At 66.4% G+C, this 20,478-nt stretch carries 20 protein-coding genes; 9 read left to right on the top strand and 11 right to left on the bottom strand.

The genetic code is table 11. The features are described from left to right. Window positions 1-53 precede the first annotated feature (53 nt). Complete coding sequence (locus tag QX073_RS15220; protein ID WP_315716753.1) at window positions 54-1,229, top strand: TAXI family TRAP transporter solute-binding subunit; 1,176 nt, start codon at window positions 54-56, stop codon at window positions 1,227-1,229. Window positions 1,230-1,348: 119 nt separating this feature from the next. Here the strand turns inward: QX073_RS15220 and QX073_RS15215 are convergent, their stop codons facing one another. Continuing rightward, window positions 1,349-1,750 carry a YkvA family protein gene (locus QX073_RS15215; protein ID WP_315716752.1) on the bottom strand — a complete coding sequence of 134 codons (402 nt, stop codon included), beginning with the start codon at window positions 1,748-1,750 and terminating at the stop codon, window positions 1,349-1,351. Window positions 1,751-1,855: 105 nt separating this feature from the next. Further along, window positions 1,856-2,203 (bottom strand): 4a-hydroxytetrahydrobiopterin dehydratase, encoded by a 348-nt coding sequence (locus tag QX073_RS15210; RefSeq protein WP_316193776.1) that lies wholly within the window; start codon window positions 2,201-2,203, stop codon window positions 1,856-1,858. Between the two features lie 330 nt (window positions 2,204-2,533). Here QX073_RS15210 and QX073_RS15205 point away from each other — a divergent pair, with 330 nt between their 5' ends. Both QX073_RS15205 and QX073_RS15200 read left to right on the top strand, forming a co-directional pair. Beyond that, the gene (locus tag QX073_RS15205) at window positions 2,534-3,877 is read left to right on the top strand and encodes a TAXI family TRAP transporter solute-binding subunit (RefSeq protein WP_315750546.1); all 1,344 of its coding nucleotides are present in this window, start codon (window positions 2,534-2,536) and stop codon (window positions 3,875-3,877) included. 139 nt (window positions 3,878-4,016) lie between these two features. Then, window positions 4,017-5,588, top strand: coding sequence for an alkaline phosphatase D family protein (locus tag QX073_RS15200; RefSeq protein ID WP_316203395.1), 1,572 nt, complete (start codon window positions 4,017-4,019; stop codon window positions 5,586-5,588). 45 nt (window positions 5,589-5,633) lie between these two features. Here QX073_RS15200 and QX073_RS15195 read toward each other — a convergent pair whose 3' ends face one another. Next, window positions 5,634-6,008 (bottom strand): response regulator, encoded by a 375-nt coding sequence (locus tag QX073_RS15195; protein ID WP_316225973.1) that lies wholly within the window; start codon window positions 6,006-6,008, stop codon window positions 5,634-5,636. A gap of 167 nt (window positions 6,009-6,175) precedes the next feature. On the opposite strand from QX073_RS15195, the gene QX073_RS15190 reads away from it, so the two are divergent. The 3 genes from QX073_RS15190 (at window position 6,176) to QX073_RS15180 (ending at window position 10,538) form a co-directional block, all read left to right on the top strand. Then, window positions 6,176-6,937: a Crp/Fnr family transcriptional regulator gene (locus QX073_RS15190; protein ID WP_315716746.1), complete on the top strand. Its 762-nt coding sequence runs from the start codon at window positions 6,176-6,178 to the stop codon at window positions 6,935-6,937. Window positions 6,938-7,340: 403 nt separating this feature from the next. Continuing rightward, on the top strand, window positions 7,341-9,167 hold the full coding sequence (gene typA, locus QX073_RS15185) for a translational GTPase TypA (RefSeq protein ID WP_315716745.1): 1,827 nt from the start codon (window positions 7,341-7,343) through the stop codon (window positions 9,165-9,167). A 126-nt stretch (window positions 9,168-9,293) separates the two neighbouring features. Continuing rightward, complete coding sequence (locus QX073_RS15180; protein ID WP_316194674.1) at window positions 9,294-10,538, top strand: NAD(P)/FAD-dependent oxidoreductase; 1,245 nt, start codon at window positions 9,294-9,296, stop codon at window positions 10,536-10,538. Window positions 10,539-10,635: 97 nt separating this feature from the next. On the opposite strand, the gene QX073_RS15175 is transcribed toward QX073_RS15180, so the two are convergent. The 6 genes from QX073_RS15175 to QX073_RS15150 all read right to left on the bottom strand — a co-directional run bounded on the left by QX073_RS15175 (window position 10,636) and on the right by QX073_RS15150 (window position 15,859). Next, window positions 10,636-11,520, bottom strand: coding sequence for a LysR family transcriptional regulator (locus QX073_RS15175; protein WP_316166427.1), 885 nt, complete (start codon window positions 11,518-11,520; stop codon window positions 10,636-10,638). Between the two features lie 7 nt (window positions 11,521-11,527). Further along, window positions 11,528-12,598 (bottom strand): YeiH family protein, encoded by a 1,071-nt coding sequence (locus QX073_RS15170; protein WP_409977905.1) that lies wholly within the window; start codon window positions 12,596-12,598, stop codon window positions 11,528-11,530. Window positions 12,599-12,730: 132 nt separating this feature from the next. Beyond that, complete coding sequence (locus QX073_RS15165) at window positions 12,731-13,141, bottom strand: thiol-disulfide oxidoreductase DCC family protein (protein WP_315716742.1); 411 nt, start codon at window positions 13,139-13,141, stop codon at window positions 12,731-12,733. After that, window positions 13,141-14,466, bottom strand: coding sequence for an SDR family oxidoreductase (locus QX073_RS15160; protein ID WP_316166428.1), 1,326 nt, complete (start codon window positions 14,464-14,466; stop codon window positions 13,141-13,143). Before QX073_RS15160 ends, QX073_RS15165 begins: the two co-directional genes overlap by 1 nt. A gap of 10 nt (window positions 14,467-14,476) precedes the next feature. Further along, on the bottom strand, window positions 14,477-14,944 hold the full coding sequence (locus tag QX073_RS15155) for a DUF2269 domain-containing protein (protein ID WP_316166429.1): 468 nt from the start codon (window positions 14,942-14,944) through the stop codon (window positions 14,477-14,479). A 9-nt stretch (window positions 14,945-14,953) separates the two neighbouring features. Beyond that, window positions 14,954-15,859 carry an alpha/beta hydrolase family protein gene (locus QX073_RS15150; protein ID WP_316166430.1) on the bottom strand — a complete coding sequence of 302 codons (906 nt, stop codon included), beginning with the start codon at window positions 15,857-15,859 and terminating at the stop codon, window positions 14,954-14,956. Between the two features lie 240 nt (window positions 15,860-16,099). Here QX073_RS15150 and QX073_RS15145 point away from each other — a divergent pair, with 240 nt between their 5' ends. The 3 genes from QX073_RS15145 (at window position 16,100) to QX073_RS15135 (ending at window position 18,952) form a co-directional block, all read left to right on the top strand. After that, complete coding sequence (locus QX073_RS15145; protein WP_006611902.1) at window positions 16,100-16,609, top strand: GNAT family N-acetyltransferase; 510 nt, start codon at window positions 16,100-16,102, stop codon at window positions 16,607-16,609. Between the two features lie 198 nt (window positions 16,610-16,807). Then, on the top strand, window positions 16,808-17,344 hold the full coding sequence (gene ppa / locus QX073_RS15140; RefSeq protein ID WP_315716738.1) for an inorganic diphosphatase: 537 nt from the start codon (window positions 16,808-16,810) through the stop codon (window positions 17,342-17,344). 126 nt (window positions 17,345-17,470) lie between these two features. After that, a complete protein-coding gene (locus QX073_RS15135; protein ID WP_316166431.1) occupies window positions 17,471-18,952 on the top strand; it encodes a M20 family peptidase in 1,482 nt (493 codons plus the stop codon). Between the two features lie 3 nt (window positions 18,953-18,955). Here QX073_RS15135 and folD read toward each other — a convergent pair whose 3' ends face one another. Both folD and QX073_RS15125 read right to left on the bottom strand, forming a co-directional pair. Continuing rightward, window positions 18,956-19,840 (bottom strand): bifunctional methylenetetrahydrofolate dehydrogenase/methenyltetrahydrofolate cyclohydrolase FolD, encoded by an 885-nt coding sequence (gene folD / locus QX073_RS15130; RefSeq protein ID WP_316166433.1) that lies wholly within the window; start codon window positions 19,838-19,840, stop codon window positions 18,956-18,958. Window positions 19,841-20,106: 266 nt separating this feature from the next. Beyond that, the gene (locus QX073_RS15125) at window positions 20,107-20,442 is read right to left on the bottom strand and encodes a DUF167 domain-containing protein (RefSeq protein ID WP_316166434.1); all 336 of its coding nucleotides are present in this window, start codon (window positions 20,440-20,442) and stop codon (window positions 20,107-20,109) included. Window positions 20,443-20,478 lie beyond the last annotated feature (36 nt).

Here is a 20,478-nt window from a genome sequence, read left to right as displayed (position 1 = left end):
CTGCCCGCGTTCCGGCTCGCAAACATGTGCCAGCCTTAGATCAAGGGGGACAGATGCGACGTCTTGTTGGAGCGGCCCTGGCCGCAATGATGATAGCGTGCGGTTTCGCTGCCCACGCCGAGGAAGGCGAGTTCGACCCCGCCAAGGTGAGCGACAGCCTCAAGGCGATCTTCCAGTTCGGCTCGGTGCAGACCAAGCAGGCGCTGAACGCCAACACGGTGACGCTCATCACCGGCACCATTGGCGGCACCTATGTGCAGTTCGGCGCCGATCTGGCCTCGCTGCTCGACGACGGCAACAATCTGCGCGTCCTGCCGATCGTCGGCCGCGGCTCGGTGCAGAGCGTGGCCGACATCCTGTTCCTGCAGGGCGTCGATCTCGGCGTCGTCCGCGCCGATACGCTCGACTACCTTGAGCGCAAGGGTTTCGCCAAGGACATCAAGCGGCAGTTCACCTACGTCACCAAGCTCTACAATGAAGAGATGCAGGTGATCGCGCCGCGCGCGGTGCGCAACCTGCGTGATCTCGAGGGCCGCCGCGTCAGCGTCGACCTGCCGAATGGCGGCACCTTCGTCACGGCGCTGACGGTGTTCGAGCGGCTTGGCCTGCGCGCCAACTTCGCCTACATCGAGCAGCGCATCGCGATGGAGAAGCTGAAGCGCGGCGAGCTCGATGCCGTCATCGTGGTCGGCGGCAAGCCCTACAAGTCGGTCTCGACCTTCGTGAACGACGGCCGCTTCCATCTCGTCAACGTCGACTACGATCGACCGCTGCAGACCGACTATCTGCCGGCGACCCTGACGGCGAAGGACTACCCGAACCTGATCGCCGAGGGCGAGAAGGTCGACACGATCGCGGTGCCGGCCGTGCTCGCCGCCTATAATTGGGCGCCGAACACCGACCGCTATCGCAAGCTCGCGACCTTCGTCGACGCCTTCTTCACCAAATTCCCGGCATTCCAGAATCCGCCGTTCCATCCGAAGTGGAAGGAGGTTTCGCTTTCGGCGCCGCTCGCCGGCTGGCAGCGGCTGCCGTCCGCCAGCAAATGGCTGGAGAGCCACGCCATGGAAGGCGCACAGCGCGACCGCTTCGATGACTTCCTGAAGCAGAGCAGCGCCGGCAGGGCGATGCCGAGCGAGGCCGACCGCGAGGCGCTGTTCAAGCAGTACCAGGCCTGGGAGGCCGAGAAGACCGGCAGCGCCCGCGCCCAGGCGCGCGGCCAGCGCTGAGCTCGTAGCGTTCGACGAAGTCCCATCAGGAGAAAAGCCCCGCGGATGCGGGGCTTTTTGCTGTTGTGCCCTTCCGATGCGCTGACTGCGGGCGCCCGGCTTGCCGGCCGGAGCCGCCGTCAGCCGATATTCTCGCCGTCAGCGTTCTTGTCTGCCGCCAGCCGCGCGAGTACGGCGCGGGCTGCCGCATGATGGTCGGGCGTGATGTGCGAAGCGACCATGCGGATGGCGGTGGCGAGCACCGCCGCGTCGTCGGTGAAGCCGAGGATGGGCAACACGTCAGGCATGAAGTCGAACGGCACGACGAAGTAGGCGATGGCGCCGAGCAGGGCGACCTGTACGTGCCGGGGTGTCTCCTTGTCGAAGGCGCAGTAATACGCCGCAAGCAGCTCCTCGGCGAATGGCAGCCGCGCGACAACCTTCTTGAACTTGATCCAGAAACGACGGCGAAGGGTCTCGCGATCCCGGGCCAGCCGCTCCGCGGGCTCGAAGCCAACGCTGTAGTCGGTCGCATCCGACATGATGTCCGATCTCCGGTTCCCGACGGCGCTGGGGGCGCGGTCCTCGCCCTCGGATGTGGTGATGGCGGCGCCGGCCGCAAGGCGCGTGCCGTCGTCGCGAAGATCTCAGCCGCGCATCGTCGCGGCGATCGCATTCATCGCCTTGGCGAGCGCGATGTCGCGCATGGTCACGCCGCCTGCGTCATGGGTCGTGAGGACCACCTCGACGGTGCGGTAGACGTTGCGCCACTCGGGATGATGGTCAGCCTTTTCAGCGACCAGGGCGACGCGGGTCATGAAGCCGAAGGCTTCGTTGAAGTCTGTGAATGTGAACGTGCGGGCGATGGCCTCACGGCCTTGCGCCTCAGACCAGCCGGGAAGCTCCCGCAAGGCGGTGGCGCGTGCCTCCGTCGACAATGGTTGCGGCATCTCGATCTCCTCTTGTGCTGCAATCGACCGGACACGTGGCGGCATCCGGGTGATCGCGGGGCTACCTCCGGCTGGATCGCGCTGGTGTCCGGTTGCCAAGACTAACCGAAAACGCATCCCGATCAGAGCCTTGTCACAGGCGCGATGCCGGAGGCGCTTGGAACTGCCCCGATCCTCCGGCGACTGGTGCGATGGTAACCATGACGCAGATGTCACCCCGGGCGGACAAGAAATTTGCTACAGTTCGGCTCTATTGAAGGACGACGTGGCCAGACGAAGCCGCCTGTGGCATCGCCCGGGCCTGGGACCACCGGAGGACGGGATCTGGTAGATACTCAGACCACGCCAGCGCAGCGCTCACGGATGCGCCCTGCCGTGTTCATCGTCATCGCCGGGATCCTTGCGGTCGTCGGCGCTTTGACGGGTGCCTACTATTTCGCGATGCGTCCCGTGGTGCTCAAGATCGCGGTCGGTCCGCCCAACAGCGACGACCTGAAGGTCGTCCAGGCCCTGACCCAGGCCTTTTCCCAGTCGCACGCCTCCGTCAGGCTGCGGCCGGTTCCGACCGAGGGCGCCGCACAGAGCGCGCAGGCGCTGGCCGCAGGCAAGGTTGATCTCGCGATCGTCCGGGGTGACCTCGAGGTCCCAAAGAACGCGCAGGCCGTGGCGACGCTGCGCAAGAACGTCGCCGTGCTCTGGGTGCCTCCGGGCGGCAAGGGCAAGGGTCGCAAGGGCGCCAAGATCACCAAGATCTCCCAGCTCGCGGGCCACAAGGTCGGCATCATCGGTCGGACCCCGGCGAACGCCAATTTGCTGAAGGTGATCCTGCATCAGTACGGCGTCGACGCCAGCAAGGTCGAGATCGTCCAAGTCCCGATCACCGAGGCCGCCGAAGCCGTGCGCAACCAGCGGGCGGACGTCTATCTTGCGGCCGGACCCATCAATAGCAAAATCACGGCGGATGCGATCGCCGCTGCCACCAAGGACGGCGGCACGCCGACCTTCCTGGCGATCGATTCGGCCGAAGCGATCGCGCAGAACCACCCCGAATATGAATCGACCGAAATTCCCGCCGGCGCGTTTGGCGGCTCGCCCGATCGTCCCGAGGACGAGGTGAAGACCATCAGCTTCAACCACCACATCGTGGCGCGCAAAGGCCTGTCGGATTCGACAGTGTCCGCGTTCACCCATCAGCTGTTTTCGGTGCGCCAGCAATTGCTGTCGGAGTTCCCGCTGGCTGCCAAGATCGAGACCCCCGACACCGACAAGGACGCCGCGATTCCGGCGCATCCCGGCGCGGCGGCGTTCATCAACGGCGAGGAGAAGACCTTCCTCGACCGCTACAGCGACTACATCTGGTGGGGCCTGATGGCGCTTTCGGCGATGGGTTCGGCCGGTGCGTGGTTCGCCGGCTATCTCAAGCGCGACGAACGCACCATCAACACCTCGCTGCGCGATCGTCTGCTGGAGATGATCACGATCGCGCGCAAGAGCGATTCGACCGAGGAGCTCGACCAGCTGCAGAGCGAGGCCGACGAGATCCTGCGCAACACGCTGACCTGCTTCGAGGACGGTGCAATCGAGCACGCGGCGTTGACCGCGTTCAACATCGCGCTCGAGCAGTTCCACAACGCGGTGGCCGATCGCAAGCTCATCCTGATGAGCATGCCCGCCAATCTGCAGCGAACCGGCGCGCAGTTGCGTGCCGCCGGCACCTGAGGGCGGACGATGTTCGCCCTGCGGCCGCGTCACGCGCTGTCCACGGCGCGATTGTAATTCCAGCGTCATCAATCTTTTCTAGGTCTGCCGGGCCGTGGCTCGCGCCGGCTCCCGCGCGCGATCCGACCAGGAGATCCGCATGACGCTTCGCATTCCTCGACCGCACACCGCCCTGTCCCGCCGCCGCTTCCTGTCGACGGCCGCCGCAGCCGGCGTCACGACGCTGGCGATGCCCTATCTGAGCCGCGCCGCCGACCGGCCGCAGATCACGCATGGCGTGCAGTCCGGCGACGTCGGCATGGATGGTGGCGTGGTCTGGGCGCGCGCCGACCGGCCGTCGCACATGCTGGTCGAGGTGGCGACCACCGAATCGTTCAAGGACGCGCGTACGCTGCCTCCGATTGCCGCGCTTCCGGAAAGCGACTTCACGGCCAAGATGCTGATCGACGGCCTTCCGAGCGGCCAGGACATCTTCTACCGTGTCAAGTTCCGCGACCTGTCGCATACCGCGGTCGAAAGCGAGGCCGTGGCCGGCCGCTTCCGCACCGCGCCAGGCAACAAGCGCGACGTCTCGTTCGTCTGGGGCGGCGACGTGGCGGGGCAGGGCTGGGGCATCAATCCCGATGATGGCGGCATGTTCACCTTCTCGACGATGAAGAAGCACCGCCCGGACTTCTTCCTGCACTCCGGCGACACCATCTACGCCGACGGTCCGATCAAGTCCGAGGTGAAGCTGCCGGACAACAAGGTGTGGAAGAACCTCACCGTGGAAGAGAAGGCCAAGGTCGCCGAGACGCTCGACGAATTTCGTGCCGCCCACAAATACAATTTCCTCGACGAGAATGTTCGCGCCTTCAATGCCGAGGTGCCGATCTTCGTGCAGTGGGACGATCACGAGGTCACCAACAACTGGTCGGCGTCCAAGGAGCTGCCCGCCGCCTACAAGGAGCGCAACATCCAGTTGCTCGCGGCCCGCGCGGCGCGCGCCTTCCACGAGATGTATCCGATGCGCGAGAGCATCATCGAGCCGGGCCGAGTCTATCGCACCATCAACTATGGCCCGCATCTCGACGTGTTCGTGCTCGACGAGCGCAGCTACCGCGGCGCCAACGGTCCCAATCTCGAGGACAAGTATGGTCCGGCGTCCTACTTCATCGGGCCGGAGCAGATGCGCTGGTTGAAGCAGGCGCTGCTCAATTCCCGCGCGACCTGGAAGGTGATCGCCTCCGACATGCCGCTCAGCATCATCGTCTATGACGACGCGGCCAACAAGAAGGGCTCGGAAGCCATCGCCCAGGGTGACGGCCCGGCGCGCGGCCGCGAGCTCGAGATTGCCGAGATCCTGCGCTTCATCAAGACGGCGCCGATCCAGAACACGGTGTGGCTGACGGCGGACGTGCATTACGCGGCCGCGCATTATTACGATCCGAACAAGGCGCAGTTTCAGGACTTCGAGCCGTTCTGGGAGTTCGTCTCCGGCCCGCTGCATGCCGGCACGTTCGGTCCGAACGAGCTCGACAACACCTTCGGCCCCGAGGTGCGCTTCATCAAGGCGCCCGGCCTCGACAAGCAGAATCTGCCGCCGTCGGCCGGCATGCAGTTCTTCGGCCACGTCAAGATCGAAGGCGCCACGGGCCAGATGACCGTGACCCTGCGGGATCGCGCCGACGTCGCGCTGTGGTCGACCACGCTCGATCCGAAGCTGGGCTGAGGTCTCGTTGTTCGGCGGCAAGACGACCGCGTGCGGCGACGGCAACTAATCGCGTCGCCGCAGCGCCGCCTCCAGCGCCTCGGTCGGGCAAGGCTTCGGCAGCCGCGGCCGGTCGGCGAATGCGGCCGGCACGCGGTCGGCGCCATAGCCGGTCGAGAATGCGAAGGGAATGCCGAGCGCCGTCAGCCGCTCGGCAATCGCAAAGCTCTTTTCGCGGACCAGGCCGACATCGAGCAGCGCGAATTGCGGGACGCGCTCGGCGATCATGGCGAGCGCGGTTGCGACGTCGGCTGCGATCCTGATGTCGGGAACGCCGAGGTCGGTGATCGTGTCTTCCAGTCCGAGTGCAATGATGGGGTCGTCTTCGACGACCAGCACATGCTGATAGAACTCGGGCACGCCTGATTGCGAGCTGGTCATGGGATCTGCGGGTTCCAGGATGAGGGATGGACCCCGCGGCCGGCGCCTCCTCTCGAGCGCGCTGGCGGGTTCCTGGAACCAAGGCAGCATATCAGAGTTCCTGTGTCGGTGCACTTGTGAACACAAGGTGCACGGATCACGCACATGCGTTGCGCACGGGGATGACGATGCTGAGCCAAGGTGTGACCACGCTGAGCCGGGAGCGGCCCTACAACAACCTGCTGCGGCGGCTCAGTCCGGCCGACTACGCGCTGATCTCGCCGTATCTGGTGGAGGACGAGGCAACGCCGAACGAGCTGCTCTACAGTCCGGGTGACGACGTCCAGATCGTGCATTTTCCCTGCGGGCCGGCGCTGACGTCCTATCTCGTTCCCAATGAGGATGGCCGCGACGTCGAGACCATCCTGGTCGGCCGCGAGGGCGCCGTCGGCGGGATCGTCAGCGAAGGCTTCCTGCCGGCCTACACACGGATCGTCGTCAAGTTCGGCGGCCCGTTCGCACGGCTGCCGCTGTCCCGCCTGGCGGCCGCCAAGCTGCAATCCAAGACGCTGCGCAACGTGTTCGCGCGCTACGCCGATTGCATGCTGGCGCAGATGTTCCAGTCGACCGCCTGCAACGCAATCCATTCGATCGAGCAGCGGACGGCGAAGTGGATCGTGGCCGCGATGGACCGTACCGATGGCGAGCCGATCGTGCCGCTGACGCATGAGCAGCTGGCAACGCTGCTGGGCGTCGGCCGCAGCTACGTCAGCCGGGTTGTCCAGACCTTCAGGGCCGAGGGCATTCTCGAAACCCGCCGCGGCGCCTTCATGGTGCGGGACTTCGACGCGCTGAAGCGCCGCTCCTGCCTGTGCAACGAGGCCGTGAAGACCCATTTCGAAGAGGTCCTGCGCGGCGTCTATCCGACCGAGCAGGCCGCGGCGGGCTGAGCCTGCAGGCGCCATTGACGTCCCGCGTACAGACTCCAGCCAACCGCGTTGGCTGTCAGCGCTGGTCCTCGTGGGATTGCCGGTCGGAGTGGTTGATCTTGTCTTCTCCCGCGCCTCCCGGAGGCGCGTGGCGGCGGAGGCGTTAGCCAGCCGCTCGGAAACCGCTCCCCGTTCCTGAAAGCAGTCATTGTTTTTTGGCATTTTTTGCCTATATTGCGCCGCAACGCGTGAGGTCTGCCCGGTCGATTGGCCGGGCTTCCTATTTGGGGCTGCCGGCCCCTGCCGCCGAACGAGTTTCGCGAGCGCGCGTCGCAAAGCTAACAGCTTGATTCGACTATAACAAAGCGCGCGCCCCGCCGGGGACAGAGCACGAGCTCTTGAGAAAGCTTAGAAGACACCGACCATGAATCTTCGCAACATCGCCATCATCGCCCACGTCGACCACGGCAAGACCACCCTGGTTGACCGTCTCCTGCAGCAGTCGGGTACCTTCCGCGAGAACCAGAAGGTCGCCGAGCGCGCCATGGACTCGAACGATCTGGAGCGCGAGCGCGGCATCACCATCCTGGCCAAGGCCGCCTCGGTGCAGTGGAAGGACACCCGCATCAACATCGTCGACACTCCCGGCCACGCCGATTTCGGCGGCGAGGTCGAGCGCATCCTGAACATGGTGGACGGCGCCCTGGTGCTGGTCGACGCCGCCGAGGGCCCGCTGCCGCAGACCAAGTTCGTGGTCTCCAAGGCGCTCAAGGTCGGCCTCAAGCCGATCGTCGTCATCAACAAGGTCGACCGTCCTGACGCCCGTCCGACCGAGGTCATCAACGAGGTGTTCGACCTGTTCGCCGCGCTCGACGCGTCCGAGGAGCAGCTCGACTTCCCGATCCTGTACGGCTCGGCCAAGCAGGGCTGGATGGCCGAGAGCCCGGAAGGTCCGAAGGACGCCGGGATGCAGCCGCTGTTCGACCTGGTGCTGCGCCATGTGCCGGCGCCGTCGGTCGAAGAGGGGCCGTTCCGCATGATCGGCACCATCTTGGAGGCCAACAACTTCCTGGGTCGCATCATCACCGGCCGCATCACCTCGGGCAGCATCAAGCCCAACCAGGCCGTGAAGGTGCTGAACGCCGAGGGCAAGGTCGTCGAGCAGGGCCGTATTTCCAAGATTCTCGCGTTCCGCGGCATCGAGCGCGTGCCGCTCGACGAGGCCGAGGCCGGTGACATCGTCGCCATCGCGGGCCTGACCAAGGGCACCGTCGCCGACACGTTCTGCGATCCCTCGGTCGAGACTCCGCTCCCGGCGCAGCCGATCGACCCGCCAACCGTGTCGATGTCCTTCATCGTCAACAACTCGCCGCTGGCGGGCACCGAAGGCGACAAGGTCACGAGCCGCATGATCCGCGACCGCCTGCTGCGCGAGGCCGAGGGCAATGTCGCGCTGCGCGTCGTCGAATCCGCCGACAAGGACGCCATGGAAGTGTCGGGCCGCGGCGAATTGCAGCTCGCGATCCTGATCGAGACCATGCGCCGCGAAGGCTTCGAGCTGTCGGTGTCGCGTCCGCGCGTGGTGCTGCAGAAGGACGAGGCCACCGGCGCGTGGCTGGAGCCGATCGAGGAGGTTGTGATCGACGTCGACGAGGAGCATTCCGGCGTCGTCGTGCAGAAGATGAGCGAGCGCAAGTCCGAGATGATCGAGATGCGCCCCTCTGGCGGCAACCGCCTGCGGCTGGTGTTCTACGCGCCGACCCGCGGCCTGATCGGCTATCAGGGCGAGCTGCTCACGGACACCCGCGGCACCGCGATCATGAACCGCTTGTTCCACGGCTATGCCCCGTTCAAGGGCGAGATCGCCGGCCGCCGCAACGGCGTCTTGATCTCCAATGACCAGGGCGAGGCGGTGGCCTACGCGATGTTCAAGCTGGAGGACCGCGGCCCGATGATGATCGAGCCGGGCTGGAAGGTCTATCGCGGCATGATCGTCGGCGAGCACACCCGCGACAACGATCTCGAGATCAACGTGCTGAAGGGCAAGCAGCTCACCAACATCCGCACCACGTCGAAGGACGAGGCCGTCCGTCTGACGCCGCCGATCAAGATGACGCTGGAAAAGGCGCTCGCCTATATCGAGGACGACGAGCTGGTCGAGGTCACGCCGAAGTCGATCCGGCTGCGCAAGAAGCATCTCGATCCGAACGAGCGCAAGCGCGCCGAGAAGCAGAAGGAAGCGGTGGCGTAATTTCCGCCCTCCATTCTCAAATGCGTCATGGCCGGGCTTGTCCCGGCCATCCACGTTTTGGGGCTTGCGAGGACGACGTGGATGCCCGGCACAAGGCCGGCCATGACGACGGAGTTGGATGAGCCAATGTCTTTCCCATCCTCCATCGACATCGCCGTCATCGGCGCGGGTGCCGCGGGCCTCGGCGCGGCACATGCGCTGCAGGACAAGGGCGTCTCGTTCATCGTCCTGGAGGCCCGCGACCGCATCGGCGGCCGCGCTCACACCATCATGGCTTCGCCTGATGTCACCTTCGATCTCGGCTGCGGCTGGCTGCATTCGGCTGATCGCAACTCGTTCGTCGGCATTGCCGAGCAGCTTGCTTTCACTATCGACACCAGCCGGCCGCCCTGGCGCGATCAGGCCTATGAGGCGGCATTCCCGCGCGAAGAGCGCGAAGAATTCATCCGCGCGCTGGAGGCGTTCTTCATGCGTACCGCGGAGGCTGCCAGGAGCGGCCGCGATGCGCCGGCGAGCATCTGCCTCGAGCCCGGCAATCGCTGGAACGGCATGATCGACGCGATCTGCACCTATCTCAACGGCTGCGAGCTGGCGCAGATGTCGCTGCTCGACTTCGAGGCCTATGAGGACACCGAGCTGAACTGGCGGATTCGCCGCGGCTATGGCGCGCTGGTCGCCGCCTATGGCGGGGGCCTGCCGATCGCCATGAGCTGCAACGTGACCCTGATCGATCACGGCGACACGCGCATCCGCCTGACGACCTCACAGGGCACGCTGACGGCCGACAAGGTCATCGTCACCGTGCCGACCAGTCTCATGGCCGACGAAACGCTCCGCTTTTCGCCGGCCCTGCCGAGCAAGGTCGAAGCCGCCGCTGGCCTGCCGCTCGGTCTCGACAACAAGGTGACGCTGGCGCTCGACGGCTGGGAGCACCTGCCGAGGGATTCGGGCATGCGCGGCCGAAGCCACACCGCGCGGGTCGGCAGCTTCCAGCTGCGCCCGTTCGGCCAGCCCTGCATCGAAGGCTTTTATGGCGGCAGCTTCGCCCGCGACATCGAGGCGGCGGGCGAGGGGGCCTTGGCGGCGCAGGCGATCGACGACATCGCGGCCCTGCTCGGCAACGACATCCGCAACAGCCTCCGTCCGCTCGCCGAGTCCCGCTGGGGCGCCGACCCGTTCGCGCGCGGCGCCTATTCGCATGCACTGCCCGGACATGCCGACAAGCGCGCCGTGCTGGCCGCGCCGGTTGATGATCGGCTGTTCTTCGCCGGCGAGGCGACGCCCCCGGATTTCTTTTCGACCGCCCATGGCGCGCGTGACAGCGGCGAGCGCGCGGCGCGGGAAGCTCTGGCGTCATTAACCAGGCGCTAGTCCATCGATCGTCATTGCGAGCCCAGCGAAGCAGTCCAGACTGTCACCGCGGTGGGATTTCCGGGTCGCTTTCGCTGCGCTCGCGATGACGTGCCGATCAATACGTCTCCTCCACCATCCGCAGAAACTCCCGTGCGGCCTGCGTCTGGTGATGCTCTTTGTGGCGCAGGCTGTAGAAGTGCCGCTTGGGCAGCTCGATGTTGGCGACGGCGAGCAGCCCGGCCTTGACGGCGCGCATGACCACGAGGCGCGACAGCACCGTGACGCCGGCGCCGGCTTCGACGGCGCCGCGCACGGCCTCGTTGGACGGCAGGTCGAACACCACATCGAGCTCGGCCGGAGTGATTCCGAAGCGGCCAAGCGCTGTTTCGAGCGCGGCGCGCGTGCCGGAGCCCTGCTCGCGCAACACCCAGCGCGCCGTCTTCAGGTCGCTGGTTGTCACTGACCTTCCGCGGCACAGCGGATGATCGATCGGACCGACCAGCACCATGTTGTCCTCCGCGACCGGCTGAGCCGTGAGCACGGGATCGTCGACATCGCCCTCGATGAAGCCGAGATCGGCAGAGCCCTCGCGGACCTGGGTCGCGACCTGCTCGGTATTGCCGATCGACAGCTGCAGCCTGATCGCCGGATGCGCGGCACTGAAGCGGTGAATGAAGGCCGGCAGCCAATAGCCCGCGATGGTCTGGCTGGCCGCCAGCGCCAGCTGCCCCCGCTTCAGGCCGGCGAGATCGTTCAGCACGGTCTCGGCGGCGGCCGCGCGCGCCAGCACCGCCTTCGCTTCGACGAGAAACGCCTTCCCGGTCGCCGTGAGCACGATGCGGCGTCCGACTCGATCGAACAGCCTGGTCTCGTAGCGCGCTTCGAGCGCGGCCACAGCCGCCGATGTCGCCGACTGGGTCAAATTGAGGTCGCGCGCCGCCTGGGTGACGTGCTCGCGGGTCGCGACCGCAACGAAGATCCTGAGCTGTTCGAGCGTCACAAGCGTCCTATGTGGTGAGCTTCACCAGGGCCAGGCTGAAGCCTGCGATGAACAGGAAGGCGAGCAGGCCCAGCGCCAGCGGCCGCAGGCCCTTGGCCTTGAGCTTGGCGAAATCCGTTTCCAGTCCCATCGCGGCCAGCGCCATCGACAGCAGGAACGTGGTCGCCGTCACGATCACGGTCTTCATCTCGGCGGGAATGCTGATCACGCTGTTGAGGCCGACCAGCGCGATGAAGCCGAACACGAACCAGGGCAGTGGCGGCTGCGCATTGCCCCGGGTCTCGCCGCCATGGCGCGCACGCCGCGTTGCCAGCAGGCCGAGCGTGAGCACGACCGGCGCCAGCAGCATCACGCGGGCGAGCTTGGCGATGGTGCCGAACTCGCCGGCCTGCTGGCCCTGCTGAAACGCGGCCGCGACCACCTGGGCGATCTCGTGAATGGAGGCGCCGCTCCACAGGCCGAAGGCGTGCGCGTCGAGATGCAGCAGCGCCGGAAGCAGCGGATAGATGAACATTGCGATCGAGCCGAACACCGTGACGCAGGCCACCGCATAGGCGACGTCCTCGTCATGGGCGCGCGTGACCGTGTTGGTCGCGATCACGGCGGACGCACCGCAGATCGAGGTGCCCGCGGCGATCAGCTCCGCCAGCTTGCGATTGACGCCGAGCAGCTGTCCCATCCACACCGTGAACAGGAAGGTGCCGGTGAGGCTCAGCGCGATCACGGCGAGACCACGCGCGCCGACCTCGACGATCTGCGTCGCCGTCAGTTGCAGGCCCAGCAGGATGATCGCCAGCCGCAGTACGCGACGCATGGAGAAGGCGACGCCGGGCTTGGCCCGCGCCGGTGTGCCGACCACGTTGTGCAGCGCCATCCCTGCCACGATCGCCAGGATCATCGGGCTGAACAGGCCGAGGCCCGGCAGCAGGCGCAGCCCGAAGGCGCCGGCCGCGAGCGCCGCGGACAGCGCGAGCCCGGGCAGCAGCGTCGGTGCCGCCGGCGTCGCGGGCGCGTGCGCAGGTCGATGATGAATGGCAACGGGCGCATCGGCGATCAGATCGTGCGAGGGGGCAGCCATGGAAATCTCTCCCAAACCAAGTGCGAGGAAGAGAATTTCATGCTGTGAACAATCGATCCAACAGATTATATCGCACGTATCATTCGATTCAATCGATTAATCGCCCACTGCCGCATCTCGCCGCCGACCGGATCACGACTCCAGCACCCGCTTGCGCAGCTCGGCATCCGGCACGAAGCAGGATTCGTATTTGCCGAAGATGTGGTAGCGGTTGCGTGCGACCACGCCATAGACCGCATCGCGCAGCGGCTTCGGAATGGCGCGCAGCGCGCGCGTCCAGCCCCAGCCCGGCAGGTTCGACAATACGGTCAGCGCAGCATCGGATTTCAGATGCGCCTTGCCGCCATGCACGACCGCGTTGGTGTCGGGGTCCTGGGGATCGATGCCGAAGGCCTGTGCCAGCCGGGTGCCGTAGGGCGACTGGATCGGCGTGAAGCGGAAGCGCCTGGCGGTGTCGCGCGCGATCACGAACTGCACCCAGCGGGAGCAGAACACGCAGACGCCGTCGTAGAGGATCACGTCATCGTCGGGCCAGTTGGTCATCAGCGATTGTCCATCATGAGCAGCGCGACCAGCATCAGCACGATCGCAGGTCCCGTCTTCACCAGGGCGCCGAGCGGCTCGAGCCAGAGATCGGGCGTGAGGATCGCGCAGCCGAGCATGTAGCCGAGCGAGACGAGGATGCCGGCGGCGAGCCCGAATGTTGCGGTTCTGCGGAACGCGATCAATAGGCCGACCGAAATGTCCATCATGCTGGTGATCGCCGCGAACGGAATCGCAAAGCCTTCCGGCCAGCCGCGCGTGGTCAGGACCGCCGTGGTCGCCGGGAACGAGACGAACAGTGCAATCGACCCCGATGTGACCCAGAACAGCACGAGGCTCGCGATGATCAGTGCCTTGATCAGGAACAGCCGCGCGAACCATTTGTCCTGAATGGTGGCGCCACGCACGCCGACGGCGTCCAGCGTCGTGGGTGTGATGCCGGTTGCCGCGACCCATGGTGCGGGATCGCCGTGCACCCCGCGGCGAAGCTCGGCGATCGCGGTGGTGCGCATCGGCGGCATCCAGCCGAGCCGGCTGCAGAGGTCACCGGCGAAAGCGCCGAGATTGATCAGTGGTGCGGGCGCGGCAACGCGCGGCCAATCCGTCGTGCCGAAACTGCGCCGAAACGCATCGACGACGTCGCCAAGCGTCACCGCCTCGGGCTGCATCAGGTCCCAGCTCACCGCGCGCGTCGCCTCGTCATCGATCGGCCGCATCGCGAGCCAGGCGATGGTCGCGGCGATGTCCGCCACCGCCACCGGCTGGAACGGCGTCGCCGCATCCCTCGCCGGCAGGTCGACCGGAAGCGCCGCGAGCGCGCGGACCATCGCGCTGCCGCCATAGGCCGATGGCGCGATCACGAAGCCCGGGCGCAGGATGGCGTAGGGAATGTCTGAGGATGCAATCAACTGCTCCGCCTCGCGCTTGGTGGTGGCGAAGGCGGTGCGATCCTGATCGGCCGCGCCGGGGATCGAGATGTGGATGAAGCGCACGCGACGGCCGCAGGCCGTGATCGCTGCGAGTAGGCGCGCGACGAACTCACGATGCACGGCAGCGGTATCGCTGCCCGGACCATCCTGCAGCACGCCGAGGCAGTTGACGACGACATCGATCTCGTGGGCGCGGATCAGACTCGCCAAAGCCGGCGCGTCGAGCGCCATGATCGGCAGCTCGATGTCGAACGGCGACGCGCGTTGCGATGGCGAGAACGCGCGCGCGACGCCGACCGTCGCACAGCGACGTCGGCGCAGATCGTCGGTGATGAAGCGTCCGATCAGGCCGGAGGCGCCAAGCACGAGGATGCGGGGGGTGGTCGACGTGATCATGCGCGTCTCGTCAGAACGGCTTTGCGATCATCAGCCAGAGAATGGCCATGACCGCGCCGAAACCGGGGATGCCGCACAGGAACCAGCGGCGGAAGACGATGAAGTAGCGCGGCGGCAGCGCCTGTGCGCTGATATCAGCAGCACGGGCGAGGTCGCGCAGTTCGATCTGCATGAAGATCACGGGGACCCAGAACAGGCCGGCGACGGCGTAGAGTGCGAGCGAGGTGAGCAGCCAGCGTTCGCTCACGGCCGTGGACGACAGCCACATCAACGTGCCGCCGGTGACCGGTTGCAGCAGCACCGCCGAGAGCGTGAACAGCATGTCGGCAATGACGACGACGCCTGCGGTGCGCGCGATGAACGCGGCCTCGCCGCTCAGATGCGCCATCAGCATGAAGAATGCGATCCCCGTGCCGGTGCCGAGAATGACGATGGCGCCGAGCACGTGGAGATATTTGACCAGGAAATACAGCGTCATCGTGTCCTGCTAGTTCGGCGGCATCGGATGCGTCGATCGACGTGTCGTTGTCAGCGCCCGCGACAGCAAATCCGCCGCCAGTGCCACGCCGTCGTCGTGCTCGATCATCCAATGCCCCTCCTCGCCGGACGCTGGCAACAGCTTGAAGTCCGCCTGGCCTCCGGCCAAGCCGAAGGCCTCCGCAAGCCGACGCGAAAGCGGCGGTGGAAAGTAGCTGTCATTGGCCGCGACCAGCCACGTGACCGGCACGCGCGCGCCGCGTCCGAACGCGCGGGCCGTATCAAGCAGGCGCGCCTCTGCACAGACGCGCCCTGGCATGTCGTCGGCATGGCCGCCACGGCCGGGCGCGAACACGATGATTGCCGAGACGATCTGCGGCGGTTGATCGGCGAGTGCCAGCGCGCCCCAGCCGCCGGCCGAATGGCCGACGATGACGGCGCCGCCCTTCGCCGCGAACGGCTGCTCGCGCATGTAGGCAAGCGCGCGCGAAATCTGCGCCGCGGTCGCGCGTCCCGCTTTCTCGTAGTCCGCGTCGGCGCAGCCGCCCTGGTCTTCGACATAGGGACCGCCGGTGCGGCCGTGCCCGAGCCGCTCCGGGACCAGCACGGCATAGCCCCGCCCGACCAGGAGACGCGCCAGCGCCGTGTAGGTGGGCTGCGGCAGCTGTGCCCGCCACAGCGGATTCTGCGTCGAGGCATGCGCGATCACCGCCAGCGGAAACGGTCCACCGCCAGCAGGCCGATAGAGGATCGCATGCGCGGGAATTTCGGTCTCGATCGACGGAATCAGCCATTGCTGCCGGCGCGCCGGCTCGGCTTCGGGCGACGCGGGACCGAACGGCTGTGCCGTTGCGCCGGCTGCGACCGACAGGACGACCAGCGCGAGCAACCATGAGACGCAGCGAAGCAGCACCATTCAGCCGAACGGGAGGATGTTGAGCCTGCGCCACACTAGCCGAGGCCGCGGCCCGTCCGATGCGATTTTTCCTACGCGGCGTGAGGCTGCGGTGACAGGGCACCGTCGACCCCCAACAATGTTGCGAAATTGTCCCTTTTCGGCACAGCTTTCCGCCACGGTGATGCCGAAAGTCCACAGGTTAACCGATCTTTAACGTGGCACCTTGAAGGCGGACCGCCGACTTGCTTTGATCCGCTCATGAGCACAACCCTGATCGAAGTCCGTCCGGCCAAGGCTGCAGATGCGGCTGCGGTGGCGTCAGCCCATGATGAAGCCTGGCGTTCCGCCTACCAGGGGATCATCCCTGGCGCAGAGCTGGAGAAGCTGATCAACCGGCGCGGCCCCCAATGGTGGGACAGCGCGATCCGCAAAGGCAGCCGCGTCAGCGTGCTGGTGTTCAACGACAAGGTCGCAGGCTATGCGAATTACGGCCGCAATCGCGCCCGCAGCCTGCACTTCGACGGTGAAGTCTACGAGCTTTATCTGCGACCGGAATTTCAGGGGCTGGGGTTCGGTCGCCGGCTCTTCCAGTCCGCCAAGCGCGACCTCGCGCAGAGCGGCCTGAAGAGCATGGTGGTGTGGGCGTTGTCCGACAACGATCCCGCCACCGAGTTCTACCGCGCCTTGGGCGGCCGGATGGTCGCGCGGTCGTCGGAGCGCTTCGGGCCGAAGTCGCTCGACAAGGTTGCCTTTGCCTGGACCAACTGAGCCTGGGCCGGCCGTGCTCCGGGCGCGTTAAACGTTAACGCGCCAGCGAATTGAACTGGAATTGAACTGAAAGTGTTGGCTTGAGGTAGCTGTTGCGCAGCCGCGTTTTTTTTGCGACTGCGAATGCCAGCGCTCGCCTGTCGAGCGTCCGACCCTCAACGTTCAAGTTCTCAAACGTTCAAGTTCTACGGAGCATCCATGCGCATCGACGCCATCCCGATCGGGAAAGATCCGCCGCGCGAGGTCAACGTCGTCATCGAAGTGCCGGTCGGCGGCGAGCCGATCAAGTACGAGCTCGACAAGGAAGCCGGCACGCTGTTCGTCGACCGCTTCCTCTATACGGCGATGCGCTACCCCGGCAATTACGGCTTCATCCCGCACACGCTGTCCAATGACGGCGACCCCTGCGACGTGCTGGTCGCCAATACGCGTGCGATCGTGCCCGGCGCGGTCATGAGCGTGCGCCCGGTCGGCGTGCTGCTGATGGAGGACGAGGCTGGCGGCGATGAGAAGATCATCGCGGTGCCGTCGTCGAAGCTGACCCAGCGCTACGACAAGGTCCGCACCTATTCGGACCTGCCGGACATCACGCTGCAGCAGATCCGGCACTTCTACGAGCACTACAAGGATCTCGAGCCCGGCAAGTGGGTCAAGGTGCTGCGCTGGGGCAACGCCGACGACGCCCATCAGCTGATCGCCGAGGGCATCGCGCGCGCCAAGGCCGCGAAGAAGTAGGGCGCGCGGAAGCTCCAAACGCAGCGCTTCGCGGCTCCAGGCGATGGACTTTCGAGTCTGCTCCGAGCAGTTTCACGGCGTCGCAGATAGGATCTGCGGCGCCGTCTCGTCTTGGAGCGTTCTGCAATGCGCCGCCTGCTCAGGTCCCTTCGATACCTTGGTCTTCTCATCCTGGCGGCAGGCGCGGCGCTCGTCGCGGTCGTGCTGGTCAACATGTTTCGCCATGGCTCCCGGCAGCTCGATGTCGCGGCGCTGCCGAAGATCAGCATCGATGCCGAGGCCGCGGCGCAGCGGCTCGCGGCGGCGGTTCGTTTTCGCACGATTTCGAGCTCCGACGATCCCGAGCTGAATGCCGATGCCTTCGCGGCGCTCAAGGCCCATATCGAGGCGAGCTTCCCGGCCTTTCATGTGGCCGCGACACAGGAGGTCGTGGCCGGGCACAGCCTGCTGTACCTGTGGAAAGGCTCGGATGCGGCGGCCAAGCCGATAGCGCTGCTGGCCCATCAGGATGTGGTGCCGGTCGCGCCGGGCACCGAGCCCGACTGGGCCGTGCCGCCGTTTGCCGGCGTCGTCAAAGACGGCTTCGTCTGGGGCCGCGGCGCCTGGGACGACAAGGGCAATCTGTACGCGATACTGGAGGCGGCCGAGGCGCTGATCAAGGCCGGCTTCAAGCCGAAGCGCACGATCTATTTCGCCTTCGGTCACGACGAGGAGGTCGGCGGCACCCGGGGGGCCAAGGCCATCTCGGCCGTCCTCGCCGCCCGCAACGTCCGGCTGGACTTCGTCATCGATGAGGGCCTGCTGATCTCGGAGGGCGGCATCAGGGGCCTCGACAAGCCGGCGGCACTGGTCGGTGTTGCCGAGAAGGGCTATGCGAGCCTGGTGCTGACGGCCAGGGCCACCCCGGGGCATTCCTCGATGCCGCCGCGGGACACCGCGATCGGCATGATGAGTGCGGCGCTGGCGAAGCTCGAGGCCAACCGGCTGCCGATGCGCATCGACGGCACGGTCGGCGAGATGTTCGATACGCTGGCGCCGGAAATGAGCGGCATCAACCGCGCCGTGCTGTCCAATCTCTGGCTGATCAAACCGCTGCTGTTCGGCGAGTTCGCCAAGAGCGGTCCGGCCGAAGCGATGGTCCGTACGACGACCGCGCTGACCATCTTCAACGCGGGCGACAAGGACAACGTGCTGCCGGGCAACGCCTCCGCCACCGTGAATTTCCGGCTGCTGCCGGGGGACACCGAGGCGGGCATCATCGACCACGTCAGGCAGACCGTGGCCAACGACCGCATCTCGATCACGTCCTTGCGCGGCAACCGCGAGCCCCCGCCGGTCACCTCGACCGCCGGACCGTCCTATCAGCTCGTGAACCGGACCATTCGCGAGATCTTCAGCGACGCGGTGGTGGCGCCCGGCCTGATGGTCGCCGGCACCGATTCGAGCCACTATGCGGGCATTGCCGACAGCATCTTCCGCTTCTCGCCGCTGCGCGCGACGACGGAGGATCTCAAGCGCTTCCACGGCACCAATGAGCGGCTGTCGGTCGAGGGCTATGCCGACATGATCCGCTTCTATCGGCGGCTGCTGGAAGCCGCCGCGGGCTAAGGCCTAGACGGCCGGCTTCGGCAGCCCGGCGATCGCGCAGGCGGCGCGCAGCGTGTTCACCAGAAGGCAGGCCACCGTCATCTGGCCGACGCCGCCGGGCACCGGCGTGATCGCGCCGGCGACCTCCGCCACCTCGGCATAGGCGACGTCGCCGACCAGCTTCGTCTTCCCCTCCGCCGTCGGGATACGGTTGATGCCGACGTCGATCACGGTCGCGCCCGGCTTGATCCAGTCGCGCTTCACCATCTCCGGGCGGCCCACGGCGGCGTAGACCAGATCGGCGCGCGCGGTCAGCGCCGGCAGGTCGCGCGAGCGCGAATGCGCGATCGTCACCGTGGCGTTCTCGTTCAGCAGGAGCTGGACCAGCGGACGGCCGACCAGGTTCGAGCGGCCGATCACGATCGCGTTCATGCCCTCCAGCGAGCCATGCACGGTCTTGCTGAGGATGATGCAGCCGAGCGGCGTGCACGGCGCCAGCGCCGGCTGGCCGCCGGCGAGACGGCCGGCATTGTGCGGATGCAGCCCGTCGACGTCCTTGGCCGGATCGATCGCATTGATCACGACTTCGGTCTCCAGCCCCTTCGGCAGCGGCAGCTGCACCAGGATGCCGTGTACGGCGGGATCGCGGTTGAGCTTGCCGATCAAGGCCAGCAGCTCGTCCTGCGACACGTCGGCCGGCAGCTTGTGTTCGAACGAGGCCATGCCGGCCGCCTGGGTCTGGGTATGCTTGCTGCGGACATAGACCTCGGACGCCGGATCGTTGCCGACCAGCACCACGGCGAGGCCTGGTGTCAGGCCATGGTCGCGCTTGACCCGCTCGACCTCACGGGCGACCTGCGCGCGCAGGTCGGCTGCAATGATCTTTCCGTCGATGATGCGCGCGGTCATTTTGCTCTATCCTCGGTTCAAAGGCTGTTCATCGAGCAAGACGCTGGCCGCGTGCTCCCACCCTCCCCTGGAGGGGGAGGGTCGATCGCACGCGAAGCGGGCGAGCCGGGTGGGGTGAAGCCACGGATGCCGGTACCGGTGGAGAGATCACCCCACCCCGCCTCACGCTCGCTTCGCTCACCGTGAGGCGACCCTCCCCCTCCAGGGGAGGGTGAAGATCGCCGCTTCCGAAGCCGAAAGGCCTCGGCTCGCGCTTCTTGCGTCTATTATCGTTGTTTCCCGGTCGGCTTATGGGCTGCAAGGAGGTCGCGCAAGGCCTGATCGAGCGCGGACGGATCGCCGTCGATGGCGACCTGTTTCAGCCGTGAGGTGGTGCCAGAGGTGATTCGCACCGAGGCCTTGGTGACGCCGATCGCCTTGGCCAGCAGCTCTGTTACCGCGCGATTCGCCTCGCCGCCATCGGCGATCGCGCGCACCCGGACCTTCAGCACATCGCGGCCGTCGGACAGCGTCTCGACGCCATCGAAGGCGTCCCGGCCGCCGCGTGGGGTCACCCGCAATGCGAGGGTGACGCCGCCCTTCGAACATCGCCAAGGGACCATCGATAGGGACCCTCGATCCGAATCAGCAGCAGACCT

Origin of the sequence: Bradyrhizobium sp. SZCCHNS3052 (assembly GCF_032484495.1) — a bacterium.
Lineage (GTDB): Bacteria > Pseudomonadota > Alphaproteobacteria > Rhizobiales > Xanthobacteraceae > Bradyrhizobium.
Note: the sequence above shows the minus strand (reverse complement) of the source record. Positions and strands in the feature narration are given on the sequence as shown.